Origin of the sequence: Roseovarius sp. MBR-6 (assembly GCF_040547525.1) — a bacterium.
In the GTDB taxonomy this organism is placed as follows: domain Bacteria; phylum Pseudomonadota; class Alphaproteobacteria; order Rhodobacterales; family Rhodobacteraceae; genus Roseovarius.
The window spans coordinates 1-26,445 of sequence record NZ_JBEPPW010000015.1 but is presented as its reverse complement, the minus strand read 5'-3'; the positions used below and the strand labels follow the sequence as shown (position 1 = coordinate 26,445).

At 61.0% G+C, this 26,445-nt stretch carries 27 protein-coding genes and 2 pseudogenes; 23 read left to right on the top strand and 6 right to left on the bottom strand.

From position 1 onward, the window contains the following. Nucleotides 1-43 precede the first annotated feature (43 nt). The 6 genes and pseudogenes from ABIE57_RS20620 to ABIE57_RS15835 all read left to right on the top strand — a co-directional run. Nucleotides 44-2,170, top strand: a pseudogene (locus ABIE57_RS20620) (baseplate multidomain protein megatron); the annotation flags it as partial. Between the two features lie 10 nt (nucleotides 2,171-2,180). Continuing rightward, nucleotides 2,181-3,257, top strand: a complete 1,077-nt coding sequence (locus ABIE57_RS15855) for a DUF2793 domain-containing protein (protein ID WP_354540000.1) — start codon at nucleotides 2,181-2,183, stop codon at nucleotides 3,255-3,257. A gap of 59 nt (nucleotides 3,258-3,316) precedes the next feature. Then, the gene (locus tag ABIE57_RS15850) at nucleotides 3,317-3,625 is read left to right on the top strand and encodes a hypothetical protein (RefSeq protein WP_210880135.1); all 309 of its coding nucleotides are present in this window, start codon (nucleotides 3,317-3,319) and stop codon (nucleotides 3,623-3,625) included. A 75-nt stretch (nucleotides 3,626-3,700) separates the two neighbouring features. Next, nucleotides 3,701-4,375 (top strand): YcbK family protein, encoded by a 675-nt coding sequence (locus tag ABIE57_RS15845; RefSeq protein ID WP_354539999.1) that lies wholly within the window; start codon nucleotides 3,701-3,703, stop codon nucleotides 4,373-4,375. Next, the gene (locus ABIE57_RS15840; protein WP_354539998.1) at nucleotides 4,375-4,626 is read left to right on the top strand and encodes a hypothetical protein; all 252 of its coding nucleotides are present in this window, start codon (nucleotides 4,375-4,377) and stop codon (nucleotides 4,624-4,626) included. Before ABIE57_RS15845 ends, ABIE57_RS15840 begins: the two co-directional genes overlap by 1 nt. Further along, a complete protein-coding gene (locus ABIE57_RS15835; protein WP_354539997.1) occupies nucleotides 4,613-4,780 on the top strand; it encodes a hypothetical protein in 168 nt (55 codons plus the stop codon). Before ABIE57_RS15840 ends, ABIE57_RS15835 begins: the two co-directional genes overlap by 14 nt. A 29-nt stretch (nucleotides 4,781-4,809) precedes the next feature. Here ABIE57_RS15835 and socB read toward each other — a convergent pair whose 3' ends face one another. The 5 genes from socB to ABIE57_RS15810 all read right to left on the bottom strand — a co-directional run bounded on the left by socB (nucleotide 4,810) and on the right by ABIE57_RS15810 (nucleotide 8,365). Beyond that, complete coding sequence (socB, locus tag ABIE57_RS15830; protein WP_502950138.1) at nucleotides 4,810-5,526, bottom strand: type VI toxin-antitoxin system SocB family DNA replication inhibitor toxin; 717 nt, start codon at nucleotides 5,524-5,526, stop codon at nucleotides 4,810-4,812. Beyond that, nucleotides 5,504-6,085, bottom strand: a complete 582-nt coding sequence (socA, locus tag ABIE57_RS15825; protein WP_354539995.1) for a type VI toxin-antitoxin system SocA family antitoxin — start codon at nucleotides 6,083-6,085, stop codon at nucleotides 5,504-5,506. Before socA ends, socB begins: the two co-directional genes overlap by 23 nt. A 265-nt stretch (nucleotides 6,086-6,350) precedes the next feature. Beyond that, nucleotides 6,351-7,742 carry an exonuclease domain-containing protein gene (locus ABIE57_RS15820; RefSeq protein ID WP_354539994.1) on the bottom strand — a complete coding sequence of 464 codons (1,392 nt, stop codon included), beginning with the start codon at nucleotides 7,740-7,742 and terminating at the stop codon, nucleotides 6,351-6,353. 39 nt (nucleotides 7,743-7,781) lie between these two features. Then, entirely contained in the window at nucleotides 7,782-8,099 is a 318-nt protein-coding gene (locus ABIE57_RS15815; RefSeq protein ID WP_354539993.1) for a type II toxin-antitoxin system RelE/ParE family toxin, read from the bottom strand. Continuing rightward, nucleotides 8,096-8,365 (bottom strand): hypothetical protein, encoded by a 270-nt coding sequence (locus ABIE57_RS15810; RefSeq protein WP_354539992.1) that lies wholly within the window; start codon nucleotides 8,363-8,365, stop codon nucleotides 8,096-8,098. Before ABIE57_RS15810 ends, ABIE57_RS15815 begins: the two co-directional genes overlap by 4 nt. Before the next feature lie 796 nt (nucleotides 8,366-9,161). Here ABIE57_RS15810 and ABIE57_RS15805 point away from each other — a divergent pair. From ABIE57_RS15805 to ABIE57_RS15795, 3 genes are all read left to right on the top strand, one after another. Beyond that, nucleotides 9,162-10,064, top strand: coding sequence for a helix-turn-helix domain-containing protein (locus ABIE57_RS15805; protein ID WP_354539991.1), 903 nt, complete (start codon nucleotides 9,162-9,164; stop codon nucleotides 10,062-10,064). After that, nucleotides 10,061-10,498, top strand: a complete 438-nt coding sequence (locus ABIE57_RS15800; RefSeq protein WP_354539990.1) for a hypothetical protein — start codon at nucleotides 10,061-10,063, stop codon at nucleotides 10,496-10,498. The genes ABIE57_RS15805 and ABIE57_RS15800 overlap by 4 nt, the downstream gene beginning before the upstream one ends. A gap of 321 nt (nucleotides 10,499-10,819) precedes the next feature. After that, nucleotides 10,820-12,058 (top strand): tyrosine-type recombinase/integrase, encoded by a 1,239-nt coding sequence (locus ABIE57_RS15795; protein ID WP_354540066.1) that lies wholly within the window; start codon nucleotides 10,820-10,822, stop codon nucleotides 12,056-12,058. 27 nt (nucleotides 12,059-12,085) lie between these two features. Here the strand turns inward: ABIE57_RS15795 and ABIE57_RS15790 are convergent, their stop codons facing one another. Continuing rightward, complete coding sequence (locus ABIE57_RS15790) at nucleotides 12,086-12,685, bottom strand: hypothetical protein (protein ID WP_354539989.1); 600 nt, start codon at nucleotides 12,683-12,685, stop codon at nucleotides 12,086-12,088. 294 nt (nucleotides 12,686-12,979) lie between these two features. Between ABIE57_RS15790 and ABIE57_RS15785 the strand changes: the two genes are divergently transcribed. The 14 genes and pseudogenes from ABIE57_RS15785 to ABIE57_RS15720 all read left to right on the top strand — a co-directional run bounded on the left by ABIE57_RS15785 (nucleotide 12,980) and on the right by ABIE57_RS15720 (nucleotide 26,025). Continuing rightward, nucleotides 12,980-13,228 carry a helix-turn-helix transcriptional regulator gene (locus tag ABIE57_RS15785; protein ID WP_354539988.1) on the top strand — a complete coding sequence of 83 codons (249 nt, stop codon included), beginning with the start codon at nucleotides 12,980-12,982 and terminating at the stop codon, nucleotides 13,226-13,228. After that, nucleotides 13,225-13,494, top strand: a complete 270-nt coding sequence (locus tag ABIE57_RS15780; RefSeq protein ID WP_354539987.1) for a hypothetical protein — start codon at nucleotides 13,225-13,227, stop codon at nucleotides 13,492-13,494. Before ABIE57_RS15785 ends, ABIE57_RS15780 begins: the two co-directional genes overlap by 4 nt. Beyond that, nucleotides 13,491-13,886 carry a VRR-NUC domain-containing protein gene (locus ABIE57_RS15775; RefSeq protein ID WP_354539986.1) on the top strand — a complete coding sequence of 132 codons (396 nt, stop codon included), beginning with the start codon at nucleotides 13,491-13,493 and terminating at the stop codon, nucleotides 13,884-13,886. The genes ABIE57_RS15780 and ABIE57_RS15775 overlap by 4 nt, the downstream gene beginning before the upstream one ends. Further along, entirely contained in the window at nucleotides 13,883-14,851 is a 969-nt protein-coding gene (locus ABIE57_RS15770) for a helix-turn-helix domain-containing protein (protein ID WP_354539985.1), read from the top strand. The genes ABIE57_RS15775 and ABIE57_RS15770 overlap by 4 nt, the downstream gene beginning before the upstream one ends. Nucleotides 14,852-14,856: 5 nt before the next feature. Further along, nucleotides 14,857-15,345: pseudogene (locus ABIE57_RS15765) on the top strand (DNA cytosine methyltransferase); the annotation flags it as partial. A 22-nt stretch (nucleotides 15,346-15,367) separates the two neighbouring features. Further along, entirely contained in the window at nucleotides 15,368-16,114 is a 747-nt protein-coding gene (locus tag ABIE57_RS15760; RefSeq protein ID WP_354539984.1) for a DNA methyltransferase, read from the top strand. Beyond that, nucleotides 16,111-16,785 (top strand): hypothetical protein, encoded by a 675-nt coding sequence (locus ABIE57_RS15755; protein WP_354539983.1) that lies wholly within the window; start codon nucleotides 16,111-16,113, stop codon nucleotides 16,783-16,785. The genes ABIE57_RS15760 and ABIE57_RS15755 overlap by 4 nt, the downstream gene beginning before the upstream one ends. Before the next feature lie 85 nt (nucleotides 16,786-16,870). After that, on the top strand, nucleotides 16,871-18,424 hold the full coding sequence (locus ABIE57_RS15750; RefSeq protein WP_354539982.1) for a type I restriction-modification system subunit M: 1,554 nt from the start codon (nucleotides 16,871-16,873) through the stop codon (nucleotides 18,422-18,424). Beyond that, entirely contained in the window at nucleotides 18,421-19,662 is a 1,242-nt protein-coding gene (locus ABIE57_RS15745) for a restriction endonuclease subunit S (RefSeq protein WP_354539981.1), read from the top strand. The genes ABIE57_RS15750 and ABIE57_RS15745 overlap by 4 nt, the downstream gene beginning before the upstream one ends. 81 nt (nucleotides 19,663-19,743) lie before the next feature. Beyond that, nucleotides 19,744-20,157: an antitoxin Xre/MbcA/ParS toxin-binding domain-containing protein gene (locus ABIE57_RS15740; RefSeq protein ID WP_354539980.1), complete on the top strand. Its 414-nt coding sequence runs from the start codon at nucleotides 19,744-19,746 to the stop codon at nucleotides 20,155-20,157. Further along, on the top strand, nucleotides 20,151-20,861 hold the full coding sequence (locus ABIE57_RS15735; RefSeq protein WP_354539979.1) for an RES family NAD+ phosphorylase: 711 nt from the start codon (nucleotides 20,151-20,153) through the stop codon (nucleotides 20,859-20,861). The genes ABIE57_RS15740 and ABIE57_RS15735 overlap by 7 nt, the downstream gene beginning before the upstream one ends. Nucleotides 20,862-20,871: 10 nt before the next feature. Next, complete coding sequence (locus ABIE57_RS15730) at nucleotides 20,872-23,745, top strand: type I restriction endonuclease subunit R (RefSeq protein WP_354539978.1); 2,874 nt, start codon at nucleotides 20,872-20,874, stop codon at nucleotides 23,743-23,745. Nucleotides 23,746-24,007: 262 nt separating this feature from the next. Next, the gene (locus ABIE57_RS15725; RefSeq protein ID WP_354539977.1) at nucleotides 24,008-25,333 is read left to right on the top strand and encodes a serine/threonine-protein kinase; all 1,326 of its coding nucleotides are present in this window, start codon (nucleotides 24,008-24,010) and stop codon (nucleotides 25,331-25,333) included. Beyond that, a complete protein-coding gene (locus ABIE57_RS15720) occupies nucleotides 25,330-26,025 on the top strand; it encodes a PP2C family protein-serine/threonine phosphatase (RefSeq protein WP_354539976.1) in 696 nt (231 codons plus the stop codon). The genes ABIE57_RS15725 and ABIE57_RS15720 overlap by 4 nt, the downstream gene beginning before the upstream one ends. Nucleotides 26,026-26,445 lie beyond the last annotated feature (420 nt).

Sequence of the window (26,445 nt, the reverse complement as noted above, 5' to 3'; positions counted from 1 at the left end):
CGGTGCTCTTGGTGAATGGCTGCGCCAGAAGATGTTTCCGCCAAAACCATGGGTGTTCCGCTTCAAGGATCTGCGTGCGTGGTGGTCGGAGCAACACTTTAACCGCCCCGGTGGGGTGGAGGTCGCGACGCCCACAGCGTGGGTGCCGCAATCCAAGCCCGTCTGGTTCACCGAACTGGGCTGCCCGGCGATTGATCGCGGTACCAACCAGCCGAATGTGTTCTTCGACCCGAAGTCCTCGGAAAGCCAGGTGCCCTACTTCTCGCGCGGCTGGCGGGATGATGCGATCCAGCGGGCGTATCTGGAGGCCAGCTATCTCTGGTGGGGCGCGGCCGCGAACAATCCGGTGTCTTCCGCCTATGGCGCGCCGATGGTGCATCTGCCCGACTGCGCCGCCTGGACCTGGGATGCCCGGCCCTATCCGTTCTTTCCCGAACTGACCGACATCTGGAGCGATGGCCCGAACTGGCGGCTCGGGCACTGGCTCACCGGGCGGCTGGGGGCTGTGTCGCTGGCGGCATTGGTGCGCCAGCTCTGCCTGCGCGCCGGGCTTCCCGAGGAACAAATCGACGTCTCCGAGTTATGGGGCGCGGTCGAAGGCTATGTGATTTCGGCACTGGAAGCGCCGCGCGCCTCGCTCGGCACCCTGGCGCGGCATTTCGGGTTCGATGCGGTGGAAAGCGAAGGCCGCATCCGGTTCCTGATGCGCGGCCGGATCGCCAGCGTGACCATCACCCCCGACGGCATGGTCGCGCCATCGTCAGGATCGGGCGATGGGATGGAGCTGACCCGCGCGCAGGAAACCGAACTGCCCCAGGCCCTGAAGTGGCAGGTTGCCCGCGCCGACGAGGATTACGACGCGGCTCAGGTCGAGGCCCGGCGCATCACGGTGGACACCGCGCGCATCGCGTCCGAGGCCTTCCCGATAGCGGTGCCGCCCGAGGCGGCCGAGCGCCGCTGCCGCCGCGCCCTCATGGAGGCCTGGGTTGGCCGCGAAACTGCGGCGTTCCGTCTGCCGCCGTCGCGTCTGGCACTGGATCCGGCGGACGTGATCCTGCTCGATCACGATGGCCGCCTGACGGAAATGCGCCTCGTGTCCATCGCCGATTCCGACCTGCGCAGCATTGACGCCGTGCGTCAGGACCGCGCCGTCTATGACCTGCCGCCCGGCGAGCGGCGCCCGACCACGCTCTCGACACCGACAGTGTTTGGCGCGCCTGAGATCATACTCATGGACCTGCCGCAGCTGCGCGAGGATCAGCCTGCGCATCGGCCGTTGATTGCGGGCCATGCCAGGCCATGGCCGGGTGAGATTGCCGTCTACCGAAGTGCGGCGACGGATGGGTTTTCCCTGCTGACCACATTTGGCACGCGAGCACGCATGGGCGTGCTGGCGGCGGATTTCCATGCCGGGCCGGTGTCGCGCTTCGATCTTGGCAATGCGCTGCTGGTCGATCTCTATTCTGGCACCTTGGAAAGCGTCACCGATCTCGCCCTCTTCGGCGGGGCGAATGCGCTGGCCGTGGAGACCAGTCCGGGGCTCTGGGAGATTGTCCAGGCGGGCACGGCCGAACTCGTCGCGCCGGGGCGTTACCGCCTGACCCGGTTGCTGCGCGGCCAGCGCGGCACCGAAGGTGTCATCGCCAGCGTTGTGTCCACGGGCGCGCGCGTCGTGGTGCTGGACACGGCATTGACCTCGCTGCCAGTTTCCGAAGCTGATCTCGGTCTGCCATGGAACTGGCGCATCGGCCCGGCCTCTAAGCCCGTGAGCGACGAGACCTACACCGCGGTGGAGTTCACCCCCGAAGGCGTCGGGCTGCGCCCCTTCTCGGTTGCCCATGTCGCGCAGCCATGGCGCAGGCCGCGCACGCCCGGCGATCTGACGATCCGCTGGACGCGGCGGTCGCGGTCGCTCGCGGCCGACAGCTGGGGCGCGGTCGACGCGCCGCTCGCGGAGGAAACTGAAGCCTACGAGGTCGAGATCCGCGACGGGGCAACTGTTAAGAGAACCTTACAAGTTGCCACGACCTCGGCCCTCTACACGGCCGCCCAACAGACCGCCGATTGGGGCGCGCTGCTTGGCCCCGGCGAAAGTCTTGAGCTGCGCATCTTCCAGCTTTCCGCCCTGATCGGGCGCGGTGCAGCCAGAACCATCACGCTCACATTCTGAAAGCCCTCTCATGTCCGACATCACCACCCATCTCCTGCTGCCCTACATTCTGGCATCGCAGGCGCAGAAGCATGTCACCCACAATGAGGCCCTGCGCCTGCTGGATGCCATGGTGCAACTGTCGGTGCTTGACCGGGATCTGACAGCCCCACCCGCCAGCCCTGCTGACGGCGACCGCCACATCGTCGCCTCGAGCGCGACCGGCGACTGGGCAGGCTGGGACCTGAACGTGGCATATTGGGTCGATGGCGTCTGGATGCGGCTGGTGCCGCGCCCCGGCTGGCGCGCATGGGTCGAAGACGAGGGTATGCTGCTGGTCTATGACGGCGCGGGCTGGGTCGGAAGCACGCCGGATGCGTTGCAGAACATGGCGCTGCTGGGGCTGGGCACCACCGCCGACGCCGCCAATCCGTTCTCGGCCAAGCTGAACGCGGCACTCTGGACAGCGAAGACCGTCGCCGAGGGTGGCACAGGCGATCTGTTCTACACGATGAACAAGGAGAGCAGCGCCGATGATCTCGGCCTGACGCTGCAGACAGGCTTCGTGACCAAGGCGCTGCTGGGGCTCTTCGGCTCTGACCGCTTCCGCCTCGCGGTCTCGCCCGATGGCAGCACCTTCTTCGATGGCCTCATCGTCGACAATGTCACCGGCATCGTCGATCAACCCCGGCTGCCGCGCTTCAAGGCCTGGACCAACTTCGACAATCACGTGGGCGTCGGGACCTGGACGAAGATCGGCATCAACATGACCGAGAGCAACGATCAGAGCGTGTTCGACGCTGCGACCGGCCTCTTCACCGCGCCCGCCTCCGGCACCTACCTCTTCGGCGCGACGCTGCTCTACAAAATCAATGCCAGTGCCACGGCGCGGATGCGCGGACGGCTGGTGCTGAACGGCACGACCGAAATCCGCGGCTCCTTCGGTGAGATCAGCGGCGGCCACGTCTCTCTCGCCACAGCGCTCTGGCTGCAAACCATGGTGACGCTGGTCGCGGGCGATACCGTCGAGTTGCAGGGCTATTTCCGGGTCGCAGACGGCTTCTTCGCCGCCAATCACACCTCATTCTGGGGCTGCAAGGTCGGATGAGGCACACCGGCACACCCCTGTTGCACACCAACACCAGCCCCCGACCAAAGGATATCACCATGACCGAACGAACGCCCCTGCTGCAGGAGGTCGGCGCGGCCTTGCGCGACAATGGCCTGACCGCCGCCATCACTGCGCTGATCGGCGGCTTCATAGCCCTCCTCGCCGCCGTCACGCGCCGCGCCTTCACCAATGACGCGATGCTGGTGCGTTTGGATCGCGAGCTGCTGGCCGAACGCGACCGCGTGGACCGCCAGCGCGCCGAGGACCGCAAGGGCGATGCCGACCGGCTGGAGCGCATCGAGACCGACATCCGCGCCATGCGCGATCTGATGTTCGAGGCGTTCCAGCGCGGCCGCACCGACTGACGATCGCGCCCATCACCAAGCCACCCCACCCGACCCGCCCACTGCAGGCGGGTTTTGCATTTCTGGAGACCCATCATGCCGACCACCACCTATGCCCATTACCGCGACGTTCCCGACAGCGCCTGGCGCTGGCCCAGCTTCTCGCCCGCCGAGATTGCATCGCGCGGCGAGGGCGCGATCAAGATCAACACGGAGGCGCTGGACAAGCTGCAGTCTCTGCGCAACCGCCTCGGCAAGCCGCTGATCGTGCGCTCCGCCTATCGCAGCCCCAGCCACAACCGCGCGGTCGGCGGGGCACCGGCATCGAAACACATGCAGGGCACCGCGTTTGATATCGCCATGTCGAACCATGACCCCGTTGCCTTTGAGGCCGCAGCCCGCGCGGTGGGGTTCCTCGGCTTCGGATATTACCCCCGCTCGGGCTTCATGCATATCGATCTCGGGCCCGCGCGCAGCTGGGGCGATCCCTTCCCTCCCCGCGCGACGCCCTTCGTGCCGGAGGTCGCCCCTGCCCGCGAGGTGCTGGCTGACAGCCGCACCCTGAAAGGTGGCGGGACGGCCGGGGTTGCCACGGTCGGTGCCGCCGGTGTCGAAGTGGCGCAGGATGTCCTTGCCGAGACGCAATCCGCAATCCTGCCGCTGGTGCCTTATCTCGACACCCTGCGCTGGGTCTTCATCGTTCTGGCCCTGCTCGGCATCGCCGTCGCCATCCATGCCCGGATCGATGACTGGAAGCGGGGGCAGCGCTGATGGGCTGGATCACCACCATCCTCTCCAGCGGCCCGACGCGCACAGCGCTGGGCCTTATCCTGGCAGCAATCACCACCGTCCTGTTCCTCCTGAACCTCCGCCGCGCCGGGGAACGCGCCGGGCGGCTGGCGGAACGCCTTTCAACATCGGAGAAAACCCATGACATCCAACGCCAGATGCTGGACGCCGCCAGTCGCCGCCCCGCTGATCGCGATGCTCTCGCTCAGCGCATGCGCGATGGGCGGTTCTGATGTTCAGACAACCTGCCCGCCGGTGGTGGAATATAGTCAGGCCGATCTGGGACGCGCGGCGGATGAAGTCGAGGAATTACCGGAGGGCGCGGTCCTGACCGGCATGCTCGCCGATTATGGCGTCCTGCGGGAGCAGGTGCGCGCGTGTGGGTGAAGGGCGCTTTCCGGATGTATTATACTAGGTCAGATCAGCGGGCCGGTACCCGTCGCCCTGCCGCGCGCCTTGCGTTCCCGCTCTTCAAGCACCTCGCTCCACATTTCATAGGTTGAAGCGACCATTTGTTCGAGTAGCTCACGGGAGTACAATTCAATCCCTTCGTCCGTGTGCAGCCTGACCGCACGCCGGTCCTCCGACGGGTCGCCAAACTGCGCGATTGTCAGCCGAACCTCGGCAAAGTCCTCGTCAGCCGCCCGGATGCGCTCGTGCATCATTGAGAAGGCAAACCGGCGGCCCTCAGCGGTCAAACCTCTGGTGCGGCGCGGTTCGATGAACAGGGCGCTCGCTTGCTCGTCGATGGCGAGGATCATGGGGAGCCAAAGGGTGATCTTCTGACCCATGCCCATCGACAGCGGGAAGAACTCGTGCCGCCGCCCAAACACCCGGCCAGAAGTCGCAAAGTCATGCAGGCCCAAGGCAACGCGTCGGTTGTAGTTGAACTCCTCATCCGACCGGCTCCGCTTCCGCAACTCGGACTCGATCACGGCCCAAGGCGTCGGCTCGGCTGCGCCCAAGTCTAAATCGGGCTGGATGTTGAAGATGTCGGAGAAGCAGGCACGCACCGGCTTGTAAGAAAAGGTCGAGAAGCCGCCCTTCATCTGCTCCAAGCTCTTGCGCTTCATGTCATCGCGCTGGGGCGCGATGCGCGCAAGGTCAATGTCAGGCAAAAGGCGTGTCGTCACTGGGCGGTTCTCCTGCACGAGGATTTGTGCCGACCGACACCTTATGGTGGCGGAATCGGTCGATGATCACATCATCCGGTATCCGCATCCCAAAAGCAACATCTGTTCGTGCTTTGTCCACGACCACTGACCAAGGTGAGTCCTTGGCGTGAGAGAGATCGACGAGCCGTCCAGCCGGAAGCTTCCCATATGAGTGCATTACGACAGTGACGAGTTGCAGAACTTCGGGGTCGGTCGGCTTGGGCAAGTCGCGGGCCTTGCCGGTGAGCGGGTCTTTCGCGACCGCGCGGTTAACGATTGGCGCAGCCCCTGATGGCTTGAACGCGCGATAGACGGCAGGATGCACAGGGCCGTACCGCCAAGCCTCGAAGTAGCCCGACACAAGCGGTCGCTTCGTCTTGGTCAAATGTATGCCGTGAGCAAAGTAGAGCAACTTCTGGAGGGCAAGATTCGTAATCTTCCAGTGCCACCGATCCGCCTCGTCGAGCATAAGGTTCGCGATTGCCCTTGGATCGTATGGCTCGCTCATAGCCTCATGCCCGCCGCCTTTGAGTTCCATTTTTGTTCTGCATCATGCCTCACTACGAGGTGATTTGGCAAGGCGTGCTGGGGGTTCCGTTTGAGCATCTCGGACCACCTGCTTCATTACCAAATCTGCGCCACAGGCCTGTCCGCCAGATTACCGCATATCCAAGTGCCATACTCAGGCCCTACCATTTGTTCAAGCCACGGCGACTTGATTGCTACAAATATGCGTGGTCGCGTGGGTGCAAACTCAAAAGAAGGCGCGCCGCACTAACCGGCCGAAACTGCTGAACGTTGAGTCAATTGCCTATCAGCAGTCGCTCGACTGTCCTCTGGCTAATGAACGCGGCTATTTCGTGCAGTGTCCGCTTATCCGCGCCCGGCCGCGTCCGCAGCTCTGCGATGGCGTGCGTCGCTGAGGCAATGGTCGTCCACTCGGTCTCAGGCAAATCCGGAGCGTTCCACCGCTCGCGCAGGAACGCCTCAAACTGCTCGGCCTCGTCAGTAGTCATGATTTCAGGCGCGTGAAAGGCGATGAGCCTGCGGCCGAGCTGGCGCAAACGGACATCGGCTAGAAGATCAACGATCCGCCGCCGCCGTGGCCAGTCTGCCCGCTGGAACTCGGCCAGCAGATCACGATCAGCCTTGGCATAGAACCCGCCGTAGATCTGCTTCTCGACCGGTGGGGGAGACGCAGCTGGATCCTCGACATATCGCGCGGCCATGGCCTGCCCGACCCGGGCGCGGAAGGCGGGGTTGGCGGCGATCAGGGCCGCTTTGCGCAGGTGGTCCGGATCTGGAGTGGCAATCGGGAAGAGAGACGGCACCTTATTGGTCGCGATGCTGCGGATGATCTGGGGCGTACCATCGACCGCCTGGAACAGCGCCGCATCATCGGCCTGCATCAATGCCTCTGGATCGCCCGCCTGCAGATCGAAGAAGGCCGCCTGCGTCGGGTTTCCGTTAGCAGTGCCACAGAAACATCCCACATAGGCACGGGGCGGCCCACCACCGAAGCGCAGCACCAACTCCACGGGGCGGAAGGTTTCCAGCGTCGCCATGACGTTCTGCTTGTCGCGGTTGCGCAGGATTGCCGACCAGAGCGCGGGATCCCCACTGGCAATGAGGCGGGCGATATGGATCGTGGCTTCGACGTCACCAAGCGCATCATGGGCATTGTGCGCGTTGAAGCCGTTGGCCGGAGCCAGACGATCCAGCTTGAAGGAAGAGCGGCCGGTATCGTCGGTCGGCCATTGCATCAGACCGGGATTGCGACACCACACAGCATAGACGGCGGTCAGGATGTCGAGCCTATTGTTGCCGTTGAACTGGGTGGCATAGATGTTCGGCTGCAGGTTCTGGTAGAAGGCTTGGCGCAACACCTCCTCATCAAACCGGATGGTGTTGAAGCCCGCCCATGTCGCAGGCGCCCAACGTTCAGTCAGATCCATGATTGTCTGGGTGAACTCGAACAAGGACGGCAGCTCGGGGTCAAGCAGCTGCTCGGGCGTCACGCCGGTGACAATCAGCGCCTGAGGGGACGGGATGATGTGTGGCGCGATCCGGCAGCGAAGATTGACGCGCTCGATCTCGACAAAACTGTCATCCGTGCGGATCGCCGCAAACTGCAGCGGCTGATCAAAGGCGGGCGATATCCCGGTGGTCTCAAGATCGTAAAAGACAAATCCCATCAGAGGACCTTTTCAAACAAACAAGTGGCCTCTGCCCCATTACCGGCTGCGCGCGCTGCTGCGCATGGCCCAATCCGCGCCGCCATAGGTGACAGCATAAACAAGCACTTCGGCGGCGTCATCGTCAACAACGAAGGCAATCACGGCTTTCCGACCTGCCGGGATGGCACGCAGACCAGGGGCGATTTCATCGCGGAGACTGCCCTTGTGGGGCGTGGCCTTCAGCGTGGCGATGGCCGCCTCGATCTCGGCCAGCTTGCGGGCGGCCGCATCGGGACCGGCATAATCGAGAATCCACTGGGCGATGGCGTCAAGGTCGCGCGCGACAAGTGGGTGGAAACGAATGCGGTAGTTCACGCTCCGCGGGCCGCCCCGATGGTATGGCGAGCAGTGGCGAAGGCGTCGTCCTGGTCGATGAACTCTTCGCGCGGCGTTTCCATGCGCGCACGGATTTCCTGCGTGAGGGCAGAGAGGGCCACGTCGCGTTCCTGTTCATCCTGCATCATCTGTTCCAGCGCGGCCGCGACTGCAGCGCTCTGGGTCGCGAACACGCCCTGCCCGACCTTTTCAGAAAGGAACTGGTGGTGGCGGTCGGTAAAGCTGAGGGTAGTTTTGACGGTCATCCGAGCCTCCATGGTATGACTGAGTCATATACTGGATCGGGGCGTTGGTTTCAACAGTGGCTTATGCAGCGCAGCGGCGAACATGCCCAAATGCAAAAATCCCCCTGAGTTTTCAAGGGGACTTGCAAAACGTTGACTTGGCGTTGACTCGTTTTTGCGCGGGCCGTACACAAGTGTTTTTGTCGGGTTCTAACCATTTGGAAAGGTTAGATAATTTGGTTGCGGGAGTAGGATTTGAACCTACGACCTTCAGGTTATGAGCCAAAACCCCTGCGATTCCAATAGCTTATAAAAACCAACGGCTTAGTCGATAAGCCTTTGTTCTCACGCATTTTGTTTCTCGGCAACCGACAACATTCACCTGCGCTCAACCGCGCTGGGTATGCCCAAAACCGCATATGTCCGTTGACTCAGCGTTGACTCGACCCAATGCGATTATGGCCCATCCTGATCGCTCATCTCGCAGCAAACGCGCAATTTCTGCTGCCGCTGTGCGGACGATATACCGTTTTGCTGCTATGCAGCGTGCGCAGACGTGAACGGCGGCAATGCACAGAAAGCGAACCAGAAAACGACCTCATACTGCTGGGTCTACCCGAGAGGCTGTGTGTCACCGCACGATGCCATATGGCGCTCTCGCTGGCGCAAAATCGCACGATCATGCCGGTCCCCGGTGACATTCGAAGCTCTGCAGGGCAAATTTTGCATAATAATGTATGCCAAATACACCAAAGTGTCTCTTTATTACATCATTAAATGGTGTCACTTTGGTTGAAAGTGCCATGGAGGTTACACAATGACAATAAATTCAGAGACATTAGTTAAGCTTCGCCGCCGCTCAGGCTTCTCTCAGCAGGATCTGGCGGACCGCGCTAAAATCTCGAAACGGACGATCGCGCGCCTTGAGGCGGGCGAAGCCGAGACGGGAAACAGGGTTCACACAATCCGCAATCTGGCGCGCGCCCTGAAAGTGGATGCCGAAGTCCTGTCAGCCCCGCCTTCCGATGACGACATCAATGAACTTGGTGGGGGGATGCAGCGTGTCATGACCTTCGTCACGTCCGGAACAAGCCTCGACTTCCAGATGATCCAGGATCGCTACGGGGTGTCTGTTGACGAACTGGTAGCGGCTGCGCCGTGGATGTTCACGCTTCTGGCAGAAATGAGCATGCTTGATCGCCGTGAAAAGCTAAGTGCGGCCAGATCAAACCTCACTCGACTGCGCGAAGGGATGGCCTCGCATCTTGGGAAGGACGGTGATCCCTTTGGCGAGGTCAGTGCGCGGCTTGATGCAGAAGAGGCTTCTGTCGTCGCCGATGATGTGCTCGGCAAGATGCTCCGGGACGTTGAAGAATGGCCTGAAGTGGAAGATCACCCCTTCACAGCCTTTCTCGCTGAACAAGCTGAAAAGCTGAAAAGCCCCACAGTTGACGCTGCGGAACTTGAAACGCAGTTGTTAGAGCCGCTCCCCGTGTGGCGTATCCATCTTGCCTGGCTAAATGACTTGTCCGGTGGTGACCCGGTCGCGGCATACGCCCTGCACTCGGGTCTGGTCCGTGTCTCTGACATTCCTAACGAATTGCGGGAGGATGCCAGAACGGCGGAACGGGTCGCCTTCCTCCGCAAGGCCGTGTCGCCAGAAGAAAAGGCACAGTTCGAGCAAAACAAGTTCAACCAAATCAAAGGAGAAATAAAATGAATGCCCACAGCAACGCCGTTGAGTTTTTGGACTACGAAGGGCTGCGCCTGAATGTATCCTGGCTTATGGGTCGTAGTCGTTCACCAGATCTTCTGCCTGCCAAGCCCGGCCTTTACGCTGAAATCTACTGGCCGGAGCGTGGGGTTCGGATTGGCGAAACGGGACGGAGCATCCGCGGCAAAATTCGCCACGATATTCGCTGGTTCAAGAGCATGCATGCCGGAACTGCCCCGCCCGAACAGCTTCGCCGCACCCTTCCGATTGCGATGGCGGCAAAACGAACGGGAACCGTAGGGTTTGAATTTTACCCGGTTTCGATTGATCCGAGGCTGGCGGATAAGGAACTGCGGCAGAACGCCGAGAGGTTTCTGTTCTCTTGGGTCCGCTCTCAGCCGCAGTGGGTCGATTGGAACCGGCAGGTCAGCTGGCGGTAGATTGGCTTCTTGTAGCTTCTTTGATAGTTCTGCGTCTCGGAGCGCGCTGGATGAGGAACGTCCACACAAGGCTGAGACCGGTCGACTGCCCCCGCAGCATCTGTGTCAACGGAAATGGCAACAGTGGGCTCGAAGCAGCCCCTTGTCAGCCTAGGAAAGTCGACACCGATCCCACCTACCACCGCAGAACAAAAAGGGACCGGCACGAGCCCTCATTTCCATTTGCCGGTTTATGCCACCCTGCCACCCCTTCGGTCGATGTTTGAGTTGAACTGCAGCGCGGATCACGCCTGTGTCACGTCAGCACGGAGGTGGTTCATCATGGCGCAAAGGGAAAAGCTGACCGAAAAACTGGTCAGGGCGGCCGAGCCTCGCGCGGGCATCTACCAGGTCTTTGACGAGGATGTGCGGGGATTTTCTCTGCGCGTCTTTACATCCGGCAGCCGGAATTTCACACTGGATTACCGGGTCAAAGGCCGCCAGCGCCGCTTCACCATCGGCAGGTGGCCTGAATGGACGGTCACCGCCGCGCGCGAACAGGCCAAGGCCCTGCGCCGCATCATAGACGATGGCGGTGATCCACTGGGCGAGCGCGAAACCGGGATGACGGCCCCCCGCATCCCCGATCTGATCGACCGCTATATCGAAACCCACCTGCCCAATCTTGCCCCGACCAATCGCACCGACCAGATTTCCATGCTGCGCAAACTGGTCCAGCCAGTCTGGAAGCACAAGCTGGTCGAGGAAGTCACGCTCGATGATGTCGACAGATTGCTTGCCCAAGTGGCCAAGGGCCGCGCCCGCCCGTCCAAGTCCAAACCCATCAATCGCGCGCGCAAGCTGCAGGGATCCAAACCAACCCCGATCCGTGCCAACCGAACCGGCGAGGTCTTGCGCAAGATGTTCAACCTTGCCGTCCAGTGGAAAATGCGTCCCGACAACCCGGCGATGGGGTTTTACCGGCGCATCGAGACAGAGCGCGAGCGCTATCTCAGCATGGATGAGATTGATCGTCTGGCCAAGGCGCTGGGCACGGCCGACGACCAGCGCGCCGCCAACATCATCCGCATGTGCATGTTGACAGGCGCCCGCCTTGGCGAGGTGCGCTGCGCGCGGTTCGAGCAGTTCAATCTCGAGTTCGCCACATGGTCGAAGCCCGCGACCACCACCAAGCAGCGCAAGATCCATCGTCTTCCGATTTCGCCGGATGTGGCCGCCATCGTGCGCCAGAGGCAAACGGCTGTGCATCGGGATTGTCCGTGGCTGTTTCCCGGTGATGTGCCCGGCCAGCCGGTCAAGGAAATCCGCCGCTTCTGGCGTCAGATCCAGACCGAGGCCGGGATTACGGGCGTGCGCATCCATGACCTGCGCCATACCTTCGCTTCCCTGCTGGTCAGCGGGGGCGCGTCGTTGGAGATGATCGGCAAGCTGCTGGGGCATTCGCAGATGCGCACTACGCAACGCTATGCGCATATGATGGACTCGCCATTGCGGGATGGAGTGAATGCGGTCGCGGAGATGATGAAACCGCAGCTGCGCATTGTTCAGGGCGGGCGCTGATCTCGCCCTGAACAATGATCAACGCCGTTACTGGGGTTTCTTCAATGCCCGCCAGATCGGGCTGAGTTTTCGACGGATCTGGCTTTCATCCGGAACAGACCCATCCCTGGAGTTTGCCACAAACCAGTCCTGGCCTTCCGCCACAAGCTCGGCCTGCGATTCCGGCAACCCGTGTTCGAACAACCTGATCATCAGAGCCTGGAGCATCCCCTCCCACTCGTGCCGTGACGAACGCCCGGGGCTGACATGAACACGGTGCAGCGGATCGTACTCATCTTCAAAGCGCTGGGCAGTTTTGGCCGTCACCAGAAGATCCTCCAGTTCGATCGTCGCACCTTGGGCGGGATCGGTGATGATCTTCCATGTGCCGGTGCCCTGCGGCCGGATGCGCCAGATCATGCAGGTCCTGGGATCTGAGCGATTGCCCCGAAACAACGGCATGACATCCTCCGCGCAGACCACCATCAGTCCAACCTGCGGCTCGGTTCCACTGCACTGCACCTTCCCGATGCTGGTAACAATTTCAATTATTCCTTCGGTTGCCCATCCCACAATATCGGCAGGAGCGCATCCCCAACGCACGGCCAGATCCTCCAAAGCCCAGAATACACGGGGTGGTAACGCCATCGCTTCGTCCTTTTCAAAGTTTTCATGTGGGGCGCGCGCGCGGCAGTGATTCCAGACATGCCGAGGGACTCCCGAACCCACCGTGGCTTTGCAATCCTTGGTTGATAAGGCTCAAGAAGTATTCGCCTCTACAAAAATTGGTGAACGTGAGAAAACATCAATAAAACAAGGGGTGGCACAAATGGCGCGATGAATACGCCGGTTTATGCCACCCTGCCACCCCCCCTCCTCTGCTCCCCTGCACCCCATGACGCAATCGCCCGCAATCGGGCGCAAAAGGGGAAGGAATCACAGATGTTGGATACGCAGGACAGCCGCCATGAAGGGCCCGACATGGGCCTGTTGGAGGACTGGATCAGTCGGCATGATCTGGCGATCAGCCTCGGGGTGTCCGAGGACACGCTGTGGCGCTGGGATGCAAAGCGCACCGGTCCGCAGAGCATCAAGCTGGGGCGGAAGGTCTATTACCGGCGCAGCACCGTGCGCAGCTGGCTTGAGACCAGAGAACAATCACGCAAGGCACCGTCGCGGGGTCGGCGATGACCGCGCCCTTCCCCTTTCGCAAGCGTCAGACGGGCGATGAGACGCGCGCCGAGTGGATCGAGGAGCGGCGGCGCGAGGCGCGGATGGTCGTGGCCGATGTGGTGCACCATTCGGACCATCTGATCCGGCTCGCCTGCAACGTGCTCGTCCAGCATGGCGAAACCCACGAGGAGCGTGAGGACGCGCGCATCCTGCTGGTCGTGCTTGAGGCCAAGATCCCAGGGCGGGGCGGCGATGACCAGCGAAATCCGGAGGTGACGCGATGACCCGGCGCGGCACACCCGAGGCCGATCTGCAGCGCGCCGTTGTGCAGGCGCTGCGCATTGCCCTGCCCCGCGATGCCATCGTGCATCACTGCGCCAATGAGGTGACCGAGGCCGGGCCGCGTGGTGCGAAACGCCAGGCGATCCTCGTCGGCATGGGCGTCCATGCCGGTTTCGCCGATCTGATGATCCTGTGCGATGGCCGCGTGCTGTTCCTCGAGCTGAAAGCCCCGAAAGGACGGCTGCGCCCGACGCAGGAGACCTTCCGCAATGCAGTGCTGGCGCAGGGCTTTGGCTGGGCGCTGGTGCGCTCGGTCGACGATGCGCTGGGCGCGCTGGCGGACAACGGCTTCACCAGCCGCGCGCAGCTCCCGTCGCGGAGGGCTGCACCATGAGCCACAAGGCAACTGTCTGGGCCATCCAGCAACGCGGGCTGAAGCCCGCCACCAAGATCGTGCTCTGGTTTCTCTGCGATCGGCACAACCCGGACTTCGGGTGTTTCCCGACGCAGGCGCGGCTGGCCGATGATGCGGAAATGTCGGTCTCGGCGCTGAACGACCATCTCGCCCGACTCGAGGATTTGCGACTGATCCACCGGGTCCGTACCCATGATCCGCGTACCCACAAGCGGCAGGCCACACGCTACATCCTGGGGTTCGAGGATGGCTTTCCACAAGAACCAACTCCGGAAATCGGAGACGGGCTTTTGGGAACGGAGGAAGAACAGGACGATGACCCAGCTCCGGATTCCGGACATGGAGCCATCTCCGGATTTCCAGCAAAGCCATCTCCGGATTTTGGCCAAAGCCATCTCCGGAATCCGGAGACTAACCTTGTAAGAGAACCTTTAAGGGAACCAGTAAAGGAGGAGGAGGACGCGGCTGCGCGCGATGCCGATTTTGATCGGTTCTTCGCAGAGCTGCTGCAAGCGCTGGGCTTCGCCGCCAATGCCACCCTGCCCGCCTGGTGGCAGGGCTGGCCAGCGCAAACCCATGTTCGCCGCTGGATTGATGATCTCGGGCTGTCCAATGATCGGATCATCGAGATCGCCATCGAGACCCGAGCCAATCATCCCAACCCGCCCGATGGCCCCAAAGCCCTCGACCGGTTCATGGAGCGTGCAGCCCGGCGCGATGCGCAGGCGACCATCGCGAATGCGAAGGGCACAAAGGCCAAGCGGCGGCGCAAGTCAGATGCAGCGCCCCCGCCCAGCCCGGATGCGCTGGCGGCGTTCTATGCCGCCAAGGTCAACTCCGACGAATACCTGCCCAAGGGCATGATCAGCACCGCCATGTGCGGATTGATGCTGGCACGTGGGCTGGTCACGCCCGAACGCCTCAGCCAGCGCGTGGTGGCGTGAATGGCATGGTGTCACGTCCCCGGCACGGACTATCCCTCTGCGCAGGCGGCGGAGGCCTGGATATGGGCCTCATGCTCGCCGAGCCGGGATATCACACCCGCGCCTTCGTCGAGTGGGAGGACTGGCCGCGAACCGTCCTCATCGCGGCCCAGCGCGCCGGGTATTTCGCACCAGCCCCAATCTGGGATGATCTGCGCAGCCTCAAAGCCCGGCCCTTCCGCGGTGCATTCGATACCGTCCTCGCGGGATATCCCTGCCAACCGTTCAGCGCCGCTGGAAAGCGCGGCGGTGCCGATGATCCCCGTCACCTCTGGCCTGATGTCGCCCGTGTCATCGATGAGTGCCGCCCCCAATGGGTGTTCCTCGAAAACGTCCCCGGCCACGTCACCCTCGGCCTTGAAACCGTCCTGCGAGAGCTTTGGGGTCTGGGCTACACGCCTGCGGCGGGTCTGTTCTCAGCGGCAGAAGTCGGTGCGCCGCACCAGCGGCTGCGCATCTTCATCCTGGCCCACACCGATGAGCCTGCATCCCGGCACGACCCGCTACAACCCGGCCGGGAACAGCGACTTTACCCGGAAAGCCGAAGCACTGGCGTCGGGCATCACCAGCTGGTCGACGCCGAAAGCGACGGACGGCGCGAAGGGTGGGCCGGGCCAGAGCTATGGCTCGGGCGGGATGCCGCCCCTGCCCGCGCAGGCGGCGCAATGGCAAACGCCGGTGGCGGACGACCAGGTGGATCGGCTGCGTGGCAAGATCAACAGCCGGGGCGAGCCGAAGCCCAGCGCGCAGGCGCTGCAGTGGCCGACACCGGCGGCGCAGAACTGGAAGGGATCGAGCGAGGCCAGCGTCATCCGGGCGGATGGCAAGTCCCGGATGGACATCCTGCATTACCGGGCGGAGCAGGGCTTCACCCGCCCGGACCCGGTGAGCACGAGACGTGGGCAGCGGTCCTCGCCACACGCCCCGATCTCGCGCCCGCTCTGGGCTTCGATGATTGCCTCGCATGGGCGGGCCGTCTCGCGGCGGATCCTGAAAGCTCGCACGCGGCGGCGGCTGAACCCGCTCTTCGTCGGATGGCTGATGGGCTGGCCCATCGGGCACGCGCTCTGCGCCTGCTCGGCAACGGCGTTCACCCTCTGGCAGCAGCACATGCGTGGCGCACTCTCGCAGCTGCCCATGGCCTCCGGCCCGTGGATCTGGCGGCCGAGCGAGGAACCGGATCGCCCAGCGCAGATGGGCCTCTTTGAAGGGAGGCTGCCATGAGCATGCAGGGGAGGATTGGGCGTTCGGACGGCACGAAAGCAAAACGCGCGCTGGGCGTGCAGGCGGCGCTGGAATGGGCGTTCCGGGTGGAAAAGGCGCAGCTGGAATTGCCGCCACCGCAAGATGTTGCAGAGGAGGGCTTCGGCTTTGGCCTCGAATACGTCCTGCTTCAGCGTGCAGCGCTGGGCTGCAAGGTCGACGGCGGTCAGCACAAGATGGGCAGTTATACTCATCCCGATGCCGAGGTGATCGCCGCCACCGTCGCTGGGATCCCAGACAGCCTCGGTGGCATCCGTATGGCGATCCGGGTTGCGGAACTGGCGCGGGCTGGCCTGACCCCCGACTGGATGCCCGGCGCCGTGCCGCGCTGCGTGCCACGTGACACGCGTGAGAACCAGCACGGCGTGCGCGCGGTGACCGAAGTGGTTGGTGTCGAGCGCGTGCTGCATCGCGGGCGCTGGCGCAGCGTCGAGGTGCTGGCCTGCCCGGTCACCTGGCGACCGCATCCGGAACAGATCGCCTCCGCCCGGCGCGGCTATGAGGATTGGTGGAAGGCACTGGATTGGGTGCGGGATGGGTTGGTGGAGGGCGGGATGATGCGGGAGGTGGAGGTGACGGGGGTGATGCCGAAGGTGCGGCCGTGGCTGGCGCGAAGCAGCCTTGCGTTGTAAGCATAGGCGAAGCATTGCAATTTTCGCCTTCCCCTTGCGGGCTTGTCGCGCAAACTTGCCTATAAACCAGTCGGGGACGTGCCAAATGACCGAAGAGCAGAAGAAGAAACTCGAACAAAAGCTCTGGGACATTGCCAACACCCTGCGCGGCAAGATGAACGCCGACGAATTTCGCGATTACATCCTGGGGTTCATCTTCTTCAAATACCTGTCCGAGCGCATGCACCTTTATGCCAACGAGGTACTGAAACAGGACGGCATCGATTACCTGTCGGTCAATGAGGCCACGCCGGACGGCCGCGCGATCCTTGATGCCGTCAGCGAGGCATCCGTCGATGCGTTGGGCTATTTCCTGCGCCCGTCCGAGCTGTTCAGCCAGATCGCCAAACGCGGATCAAAGCCGGGCCAGTTCATCCTGGCTGACCTGACCAAGATCCTGAACAATATCCAGCGGTCCACCATGGGCACAGAGTCCGAGGATGATTTCGACAACCTGTTCGAAGACCTTGACCTGACGTCCACCAAGCTGGGACGCACCGAAGAGGCCAAGAATACCCTGATCGCGCGCGTCCTGACGCATCTGGACGAGATTGATTTCCAACTAGATCAGGCCGACAGCGATGTGCTTGGCGACGCCTATGAATACCTCATCGGGCAGTTCGCCAGCGGCGCGGGCAAGAAAGCGGGTGAGTTCTACACACCCCAGCAGGTCTCCACCATCCTCGCACGTATCGTCGCCACTGGCAAAACGCGGCTGAAATCGGTCTATGATCCGGCCTGCGGGTCGGGTTCCCTGTTGCTTCGCGTGGCGAAGGAGGCGGAAGTTTCCGAGTTCTTCGGGCAGGAGATGAACCGCACCACCTACAACCTCGCCCGCATGAACATGATCCTGCACGGGGTGCATTATCGCAATTTCGACCTGAAGCAGGAAGACACGCTGGAACACCCCCAGCATGAAGGCATGCGTTTCGAGGCAGTGGTGGCCAACCCGCCGTTCAGCGCCAACTGGTCGTCCAACCCACTGCTGCTGTCGGACGACCGGTTCAGCCAATATGGCAAGCTGGCCCCGGCATCGAAGGCCGACTTTGCCTTTGTCCAGCACATGCTGCATCACCTGGATGACAACGGCACCATGGCGGTGATCCTGCCGCATGGCGCGCTGTTCCGTGGCGGGGCCGAGGGGCATATCCGGCAATACCTGATCAAGGATCGCAACTGGCTGGATGCCGTCATCGGCCTGCCTGCCAACATCTTTTACGGCACCACCATTCCCACCTGTATTCTGGTGTTCAAGAAATGCCGCGAAACCGAGGATGTGTTGTTTGTCGATGCCTCGGGCTGTTTTGGGAAGGCCAAGAACCAGAATGTCCTGCGTGACTGCGATGTGGGCCGCATCGTTGCCGCCTATCGCGGGCGCACGACAGAGGACCGGTTCAGCCACCGCGCTTTGCCCGCCGAGATTGAGGAAAACGACTACAACCTGAACATCCCGCGTTATGTGGACACGTTTGAGGCCGAGGCCGAGATTGATCTGGCCACCGTGGCGGCGGAACTGCGCAGCATCGACGGCAACATGGCGGCGCTCGACGAAGCCATTCGCGGCTTTTGCGCCGAACTGGGGCTGGAGGCGCCAGTATGAGCCTTGCATCACAGGCTTATAAGACAAAAGAACTTGGCGATATCTGCGAGTTTCTGTCTGGTGGCACGCCGTCGAAGGACCGGGAAGACTATTGGGGTGGCGACGTTCCGTGGGTGACTGCGCGCGACCTCAAGACCACTCACCTCGAAGAGACGGGGTTGCGACTTACGGCAGCGGGAGCAAGAACACTGAAATGCGCTCCACAAGGGGCAATTGTCATCTTGGTTCGTGGAATGACTCTTTTCAAAGACATTCCCGTGGCGGTTCTGCGCAAACCGATGTGCTTCAACCAAGACATCAAAGCGCTCGTGGTTGACGCAGAACATGACGGAATGTTCGTTGCGTACCAACTAATCGCGCGAAAGTCGTTCATTCAGCGATTGGTGGACAGTGCGGGGCACGGAACGGGACGGCTTGATACTGGCCTGTTGAAGGCGGTTCCGCTCAGGTTCCCCACCCTCCCCGAACAACAAAAAATCGCGGGGTTTCTGGGGGCGGTGGATGCCAAACTTGCGGCGCTGGCGGCCAGGCAGGCGGCGCTGGGGCGGTTCAAGGCGGGGCTGATGCAAAAGCTGTTCAGCCAGCAGCTTCGGTTTACGCGGGATGATGGGTCAGCTTTTCCGGATTGGCAGGAGAAGCGGCTGGGGGAGGTGTTCACCTGGGTGAAAACCAACAGCCTGTCGCGCGAGTTCTTGACCCATGACGGTGGAGAGGTTCAGAACATTCACTACGGTGATATCCACACAAAATTCCGCCCGCTTTTTCGCCAGTCCTTCGAGGCGGTTCCTTTCGTCGGGGCTAACAGCACCCTGAAGCCATTCACCGATGACGAATATTGCCGTGTCGGTGACGTGGTGATTGCAGACGCATCCGAAGACTATGCCGATATCGGCAAAGCCATCGAAATCGTTGAGGTGCGCGAACGCTCGCTGGTAGCGGGGTTGCACACCTACATTGCACGCCCCAAAATCGGCTCTCTGGTGGTCGGGTTCTCGGGTTATCTGTTGCGCAGCGCACCAATGCGTCAGCAGATCATTCGCATCGCGCAGGGTATTTCTGTTTTGGGGGTTTCGAAGGGAAATCTTGAAAAACTGACCTTCTGGATTCCCCACCCCGACGAACAAGCCAAAATCGCCGGTGCCCTCTCGGCAATGGATGCCAAAATTCAGGCGGTGGCGGATCAGGTCGCCAAACTCCAGACCTTCAAGAAGGGTCTGTTGCAGCAGATGTTCGTGTAGCAGTCGCTACCCGCGCGGTGCACCCTTGACATTTTGCAGGATTTAGCCATATAACTGCCATATGCCACGGGAGAAAGCGCCATGCCACAACTTCATTTGATCGAACAGCCCACGGTGCCACCCGTGCCGCAGTTCACCCCGGCCGAGGTGCAGGCGATGCAGCGCGCATTCGTCAACCTCGCCGAACGGTGGCAGATCACCGACGATCAGGCTGCGGTGCTGATGGGCGATATCTCGGTGCGCACCTTCCGGCGCTGGAAGGCGGGCGATCTGGGCCGCGCCGGTGTGGACACCGCCGCGCGCCTGTCGAACCTGATGGGCATCCACAAGGCGCTGCGCCTGCTGTTCAAGGAACCTGCCCGCGGCTACGGCTGGATCAAGCGGCCCAATGACGCTTTTGGCGGGGCCCCGGCGCTTGAGGTGATGCTGGGCGGGCAGTTGACCGACCTCATGCGCGTGCGCCGCTATCTCGATGCGATGCGCAGCCCGTGGTAGCAGCGCCGCCCGAGCCACCGCTGGCCCGCGTGACATGGGACCGCTATCATCGGCTAATCAATTCCGCCTATCCGCCGATTGATCTGTTTGAGGATATCGCTGACCCCGCCGACTGGCTGCTGATCGGCGCGGGCGAGGGCAGAACCAACCCACGGCTTGCCCAGACCATCGGCAACCTTGATCTGGTGCCCCCCGGTCGGCGGGTCGGCGGGCCGGGCGCGTCCTATGTCATGGCACCGTTCACCCATGTCAGCCCCGATCATCCGGGGCGGTTTCACGATGGCAGCTTTGGCGCGTTCTACGCTGGCGAAAGCTTCGAGACCGCACTGTTCGAGACCGTGCATCACACGCAGATATTTTGTGCCATGACGCATGAGACGCCCGGCTGGATCGCCGACAAACGCGAATTGGTCGGGCGCATCGACGCGCACCTGACCGACATTCGTACGGGGTTTCCCGCGCTGCTGGACCCCGACGACTATACAGCGTCACAGGCGTTCGCGCGCCGCATGAAGGCGGCCGGATCGAACGGGATCGTCTATCCTTCCGTTCGCAACCCCGGCAGCACCTGTTTTGCCGCCTTTTACCCGGATGTCATGGAGGTGCCTGTTCAGGGGCGGCACATCAGTTATCACTGGGACGGCACCCGGATCGACATGATCAAAGATCTGGCCGCGTCTGCCTTCTATTCGATTTCACCATAAGGCGTTTTTGATGATCCAATCCGAAGCCCAGCTTGAGACGGGTCTGGTCAAAAGGCTGCACAGCCTTGGCTGGGAGCCTGTGACCATCACCGACGGCGCTGGGCTGCGCGCGAACCTGAAAGCGAATCTAGAGGCACACAACGGCGTCAGCTTGTCGGATGCCGAATTCACCCGCGTGCTGAACCACCTCGACAAGGGCAACGTTTTCGACAAAGCCAAGATCCTTCGCGACCGCATGGCCCTGCCCCGCGACGACGGCACGACCGTCTACATCCAGTTCCTGAATTCCGAAGAATGGTGCCGCAACCGGTATCAGGTCACGTCGCAGGTCACCCAAGTCGGCAGCTACAAGAACCGCTATGACGTGACGCTGCTGATCAACGGACTGCCGCTGATCCAGGTGGAGCTGAAGCGCCGCGGCATGGAACTGAAGGAGGCCTTCAATCAGGTCAACCGCTACCAGCGCCATTCCTATTGGTCGGACCATGGGCTGTTTCAGTATGTGCAGCTGTTCGTCATCTCGAACGGTGTGAACACAAAGTACTATGCCAACAACCGCGATCAGGATTTCAACCAGACCTTCTTCTGGGCCGATGTCGAAAACAAGCTGATCACCCAACTAGACGCCTTTGCCGACGCCTTCCTCGAGAAGTGCCATGCGTCAAAAATGATCAGCAAATACATCGTCCTGCACGAAAGCAACAAGGTGCTGATGGTGCTGCGACCCTATCAGTACTTCGCGGTCGAGGCGATTGTCGAGCGGGTGAAGGCCGGGCGGAAGAATGGCTATATCTGGCATACAACCGGCTCAGGCAAGACGCTGACCAGCTTCAAGGCAGCACAAGTGCTGATCGAAAACCCCAAGGTGCATAAGGTCGTCTTCGTCGTCGACCGCAGCGATCTGGATTATCAGACGACCAAGGAATTCAACCATTTCAGCGATGGTTCGGTCGATGGCACGGACAACACCCGTGCGCTGGTCAAGCAGCTGGCAGGCGATCACAAGCTGATCGTCACGACGATCCAGAAGCTGAACACGGCGATTTCCCGCGACAGGTTCGAGGGCCCACTGCAGGCGGTGAAGGACGAGCGGGTCGTGTTCATCTTCGACGAATGCCATCGTTCGCAGTTCGGCGAGACCCACAAGCGCATCGTCGCGTTCTTCAGCCGGGCGCAGATGTTCGGTTTCACCGGCACGCCGATCTTTGCCGAAAACGCGATGGCCAAGCGGACGACCAAGGATCTGTTCGGCGACTGCTTGCACAAATACGTCATCACCGATGCGATCAGCGATGAGAACGTCTTGCGCTTTTCGGTCGAGTATTGGGGCAAGCTGAAGCGCAAGGATGGCAGCCTGATCGACGAAGAGGTCGCGGGCATCAACATCAAGGAATTCTTCGACCACCCCGACCGGATCAACGGTGTCGTCGACTGGATCATCCAGAACCATGATCGCAAGACCCATAGCCGCCAGTTCAGCGCGATGCTGTGCGTCAGTTCGGTCGATGCGCTGATCACCTATTACGAAGCCCTCAAGCGTCGGCGCGATGCGGGCGAGCACGATCTGCGCGTGGCCACGATCTTCACCTACACGGTCAACGAAGAAGATGCCGATGCCGACGGCATGATCGGCGATCCGGATTTCAACATCGGCGTGGACAAGCCGGTCAATGTGCACACCCGCGAAAAGCTGGACCGGTTCATCGCCGACTATAACGCGATGTACCAGACCGCCTATTCGACGAAGGACAGCCACAGCTTTTACAACTATTACAAGGACATCGCCAAGCGGATGAAGGAGCGCGAGAGGCGCGACTTCCAGGACAAGGACCGCGTCGACATCCTTTTGGTGGTCAACATGTTCCTGACCGGGTTCGATGCCAAGAAACTGAACACGCTCTACGTCGACAAGAACCTGCGGTTCCACGGGCTGATCCAGGCGTTTTCGCGGACCAACCGCGTCCTCGGTCAGGTCAAATCCCAAGGCAACATTGTCTGCTTCCGGAACCTGAAGGCAAAGACGGACGAGGCGATCACGCTGTTTTCCAACAAGGACGCCATCGAAACCGTCCTCATGGCTCCCTATGAGGAATATGTTGCCCAGTTCAACGCGGCTGTCGCCAAACTGCTGGAAATCGCCCCGGACGTGGACAGCGTGAATGACCTGCAAACCGAGGGCGAAATGCTCGCCTTCGTGCAAGCATTCCGCGAGTTGATCCGCGTCCGCAACGTGCTGGGCAGCTTCACGCAGTTCAGTCCTGACGACCTGACCCTCGACCCGCAGAAGTTCGAAGACTACAAGAGCAAGTACCTCGACATCTATGATCGGACAAAACGGACCAAGGAAACCGAGGCCGTGTCGATCATCGACGAGGTCGATTTCGAACTGGAGTTGATCCAGCGTGACGAAATCAACGTCGCCTACATCCTCGGCTTGCTGGCCGAGGTATCGCGGGATGCCAACAGCCTGGATGCCACCCAGCGTGATGAAAGCGCGCGCAAACGCAAGCTGGTGATGGACATGCTTGGATCAGAGGCCCAGCTGCGCAGCAAGCGTGAATTGATCGAGCGGTTCATCGAACAGCATATGCCGAGGGCACAAGACAGCGGCGCCAGTGTGGAAGAGACCTTTCTGGCCTTCTGGAACGAAGAGCGGGTCAAGGCCATGGAGACCGTGTGCGCAGAAGAGGGCATTGCACCGGCGGCATTTCAGCGTCTGGTCGAAGACTACCAATTCACCGGCAAGCCGCCGCTGCGGGAAGCTGTCATCGATGTGTTGGAGCAAAAGCCAAAGATTCTGGAACGCAAGAAGATTACGGAGCGGATCATCGACAAGCTGCTGGGGTTGGTCGCGACGTTTGATGACGGGCTGGGAGGGATATGACGAAAATAGCGGTTTGTGGGCATTCGGACCTATGGAAAGCGAACGGCAAGACTCCGCTGAAGCGGTCATTCTTCGAAGCTCTCAGGTCTTGAACCACTCTGCGCAAACTCCTGCCAAATCGTGCATCCGGCGCCACCCTGGCAGGCGGTCATGGGGCGACGGGCAGCTGTCGCGCCAGGCGGCGATGGCACTACCACACGCCAGCGGGCAATGCTAAAGTATGTTCATCATCCGAAACACTTTGCGAGTTCGCGAGGGCCAAATGAATTACACCCCCGTCAAGGAACTTGGCCGCGGCAGTTTCGGTATCGTCCATGAAGTTTTGGGCGACGACGGGGATAGTTATGCTCTAAAAGTCCTAAACCCTGCAGCATTCCAGCAGCAAGATCACGCTATGCTTATCCGGCGATTTGAACGGGAGGTCCGCTATCAGCAGATGGTAGATCACCCAAACGTAGTGCCTGTTTTTGCGCATGAACTCACTGCCAATCCACCTTGGTTTGTGATGCCGCTCGCTGCTGGCAGTTTGAAGGACGACCTTGAGGCGGATAGGACGCTAGGAGGTGCACCGAAAAAACCGCTGTTCGATATTCTCGCCGGTTTAGAGGCCCTGCATCATCTTGGGTTGCGGCACCGCGACTTGAAGCCCGCGAACGTTTTGAAGTTTCCGCAGCAAGACGGCTCTGTGCGATACAGCATTTCCGACTTCGGCCTCACGACACCTGGTGTTGGTCAGACATCAACCCTTACTGGGTCAAACATGGCGGGTGGAACGCCCATGTATCGCCCTCCAGAATGTGCAAACAACTTCAGACGCGCCACAGAACAAGCAGATATCTATTCCTTCGGTGCGATACTCCACGATATTTTCAGTGGCGGTATTGGTCGCATTCCCCATGCCGAGTTGACGGTAGCAGGCGCATTGAAGCCGATTGTTGAGAAGTGTACGAAGGCGCAACCGCGCCGGCGTTATGCTTCAATTGCCGCTCTGCGCGAGGAACTTTTCGACGTCCTCGATAACACTGCGATCCAATTCTTCTCCCAAGAGGAATCGGATGTAATTGATGTACTGAAAGCGAAAGATAACCTCACTGATGACGAGTGGGACCGAGCGTTTAACCTAATCGACGATAATGCGGACAAAGGTCGGTCGAACAGAAATATAATGAGGGCACTGTCCCTCAATCACATTAATTCAGTTTTTGGCAGTTCTCCCGACATGTTCCATGGTCTCGGTGAACTTTATGCCGACTATTCTGTGTCAGGTGCATTTGACTTCGACTATTGCGACGTGATCTCGGATAAAGCGCAGCTGTTTTTCGATCTCGGTGATCTGAGCCTCAAGGCCAAGATCGCGCTCGCCATGCTGGAACTTGGCACTAGCCACAACCGCTGGCGTGTTGAATGGCAGTTCATGCGCATGACCGGGCACGAGTGCGAACCTGCGCTCGCGGAGCGGATCAAAATGGATGTGATCGCGAAGAACTTTCCGTTCGAGGCGCGCATGCGCCATATTGAACAATCCATAAACGTGAAGCCGGATCAGCTTCACCCGACACTTCAAGGCTTGGCCGCAGGCACGGTATGAAGTTCAAGTTGTGCAGCATTGCAGGTCCGAAGGGCGAGAACCAGGACGCCATTCTGCCTCCGTTTGAGGCAGACGGCTGTACTTGGTGCGCGATTGCGGACGGTGTTGGCTCGTCAGCACTAGGTGGGCTTGCGGCGCGGACAAGTCTTGAGATCGTGCAGGAGATCAACGGCAGCGAAACTATGTCCGATTTGTTTATCCGCATCCGGCGCAGGTTTTCAGAGATTGCCCGCGAGCATGGCCCCTCGAAGTCGATCAGCACAACGCTATCTGTCCTTCGTATATGCGGTGACCGAGCCACAGTCGGGCATGTTGGCGACACCCGGATTTCTCACTATCGTGGCGAGGGGGTCATGGCGAGAACGAAGGATCAAACAGAAGTTCAAAAACTGCTCGACGACGGAGCGCTCTCGAAGCACCAGGCAGCGCGCTACCCACGCCGCAACGTCCTGCTCTCGGCCATGTCGGCCGGGCGGGAGTATGATCTGCACGAACAGGAATTCAGGGTGCAGACAGGCGACCGCATTCTCCTGACGAGTGACGGCTTCCACGGCAAGTTGCTGCGCGGACGCATCGCCCATCTATCAGCGTCGAACTCTGTGTTTGAGGATTTCTGGGCGGTGGTTCAGGATGCTTTGTCTGCCGAAAAACTTGATGATGACGCCTCCTGTCTCGCGATCGAGATAGAGTGATGGCCCGAAAATTGTCAAATCATCAGTCTCTCAATTGAAAGCGCTCGGAGTTCGCCCCGCCCTTCAGGCATGACTCCCTGTATCAATAGACTCGATGCGCATGATGTGGTCTTTTGGACGGCCAACGAACGACGGTTTTTGAAGATTGGGCACTCCCATCGTTCAACGTCCGCAACGGGTCGGATCCGACACAATCCCCCCTCCCAATGGTTCCTCCCCAGCCCTGAACGTATGCGGGGGGGCTGAGCGCGGCCTTTCGCTAGCGACTGGCTTCTTCACCGGGGAATCGTAAGCCTACGGGGAAGGCCGCCTTTCTGGCTTGAGGTGTCAACGGCGGAGACAAAACCGGCCACGTGGCGGTGCAAAAGTAGGCCAGTGGCGGGGCACTAAGCGCCATGGCGCGTGCGCTGCCCAAATAGC

What these genes read in the sequence shown, in the direction of transcription:
- ABIE57_RS15785 (WP_354539988.1), top strand. Translation starts at nt 12,980, where the DNA reads ATGTTGGATACGCAGGACAGCCGCCATGAAGGGCCCGACATGGGCCTG.
- ABIE57_RS15760 (WP_354539984.1), top strand. Translation starts at nt 15,368, where the DNA reads ATGAGCCTGCATCCCGGCACGACCCGCTACAACCCGGCCGGGAACAGC.
- ABIE57_RS15755 (WP_354539983.1), top strand. Translation starts at nt 16,111, where the DNA reads ATGAGCATGCAGGGGAGGATTGGGCGTTCGGACGGCACGAAAGCAAAA.
- ABIE57_RS15795 (WP_354540066.1), top strand. Translation starts at nt 10,820, where the DNA reads ATGGCGCAAAGGGAAAAGCTGACCGAAAAACTGGTCAGGGCGGCCGAG.
- ABIE57_RS15780 (WP_354539987.1), top strand. Translation starts at nt 13,225, where the DNA reads ATGACCGCGCCCTTCCCCTTTCGCAAGCGTCAGACGGGCGATGAGACG.
- socA (WP_354539995.1), bottom strand. Translation starts at nt 6,085, where the DNA reads ATGGAACTCAAAGGCGGCGGGCATGAGGCTATGAGCGAGCCATACGAT.
- ABIE57_RS15805 (WP_354539991.1), top strand. Translation starts at nt 9,162, where the DNA reads ATGACAATAAATTCAGAGACATTAGTTAAGCTTCGCCGCCGCTCAGGC.
- ABIE57_RS15770 (WP_354539985.1), top strand. Translation starts at nt 13,883, where the DNA reads ATGAGCCACAAGGCAACTGTCTGGGCCATCCAGCAACGCGGGCTGAAG.
- ABIE57_RS15810 (WP_354539992.1), bottom strand. Translation starts at nt 8,365, where the DNA reads ATGACCGTCAAAACTACCCTCAGCTTTACCGACCGCCACCACCAGTTC.
- ABIE57_RS15835 (WP_354539997.1), top strand. Translation starts at nt 4,613, where the DNA reads ATGGGCGGTTCTGATGTTCAGACAACCTGCCCGCCGGTGGTGGAATAT.
- ABIE57_RS15840 (WP_354539998.1), top strand. Translation starts at nt 4,375, where the DNA reads ATGGGCTGGATCACCACCATCCTCTCCAGCGGCCCGACGCGCACAGCG.
- ABIE57_RS15800 (WP_354539990.1), top strand. Translation starts at nt 10,061, where the DNA reads ATGAATGCCCACAGCAACGCCGTTGAGTTTTTGGACTACGAAGGGCTG.
- ABIE57_RS15725 (WP_354539977.1), top strand. Translation starts at nt 24,008, where the DNA reads ATGAATTACACCCCCGTCAAGGAACTTGGCCGCGGCAGTTTCGGTATC.
- ABIE57_RS15820 (WP_354539994.1), bottom strand. Translation starts at nt 7,742, where the DNA reads ATGGGATTTGTCTTTTACGATCTTGAGACCACCGGGATATCGCCCGCC.
- ABIE57_RS15775 (WP_354539986.1), top strand. Translation starts at nt 13,491, where the DNA reads ATGACCCGGCGCGGCACACCCGAGGCCGATCTGCAGCGCGCCGTTGTG.
- ABIE57_RS15720 (WP_354539976.1), top strand. Translation starts at nt 25,330, where the DNA reads ATGAAGTTCAAGTTGTGCAGCATTGCAGGTCCGAAGGGCGAGAACCAG.
- ABIE57_RS15750 (WP_354539982.1), top strand. Translation starts at nt 16,871, where the DNA reads ATGACCGAAGAGCAGAAGAAGAAACTCGAACAAAAGCTCTGGGACATT.
- ABIE57_RS15845 (WP_354539999.1), top strand. Translation starts at nt 3,701, where the DNA reads ATGCCGACCACCACCTATGCCCATTACCGCGACGTTCCCGACAGCGCC.
- ABIE57_RS15850 (WP_210880135.1), top strand. Translation starts at nt 3,317, where the DNA reads ATGACCGAACGAACGCCCCTGCTGCAGGAGGTCGGCGCGGCCTTGCGC.
- ABIE57_RS15855 (WP_354540000.1), top strand. Translation starts at nt 2,181, where the DNA reads ATGTCCGACATCACCACCCATCTCCTGCTGCCCTACATTCTGGCATCG.
- ABIE57_RS15740 (WP_354539980.1), top strand. Translation starts at nt 19,744, where the DNA reads ATGCCACAACTTCATTTGATCGAACAGCCCACGGTGCCACCCGTGCCG.
- ABIE57_RS15745 (WP_354539981.1), top strand. Translation starts at nt 18,421, where the DNA reads ATGAGCCTTGCATCACAGGCTTATAAGACAAAAGAACTTGGCGATATC.
- ABIE57_RS15730 (WP_354539978.1), top strand. Translation starts at nt 20,872, where the DNA reads ATGATCCAATCCGAAGCCCAGCTTGAGACGGGTCTGGTCAAAAGGCTG.
- ABIE57_RS15790 (WP_354539989.1), bottom strand. Translation starts at nt 12,685, where the DNA reads ATGGCGTTACCACCCCGTGTATTCTGGGCTTTGGAGGATCTGGCCGTG.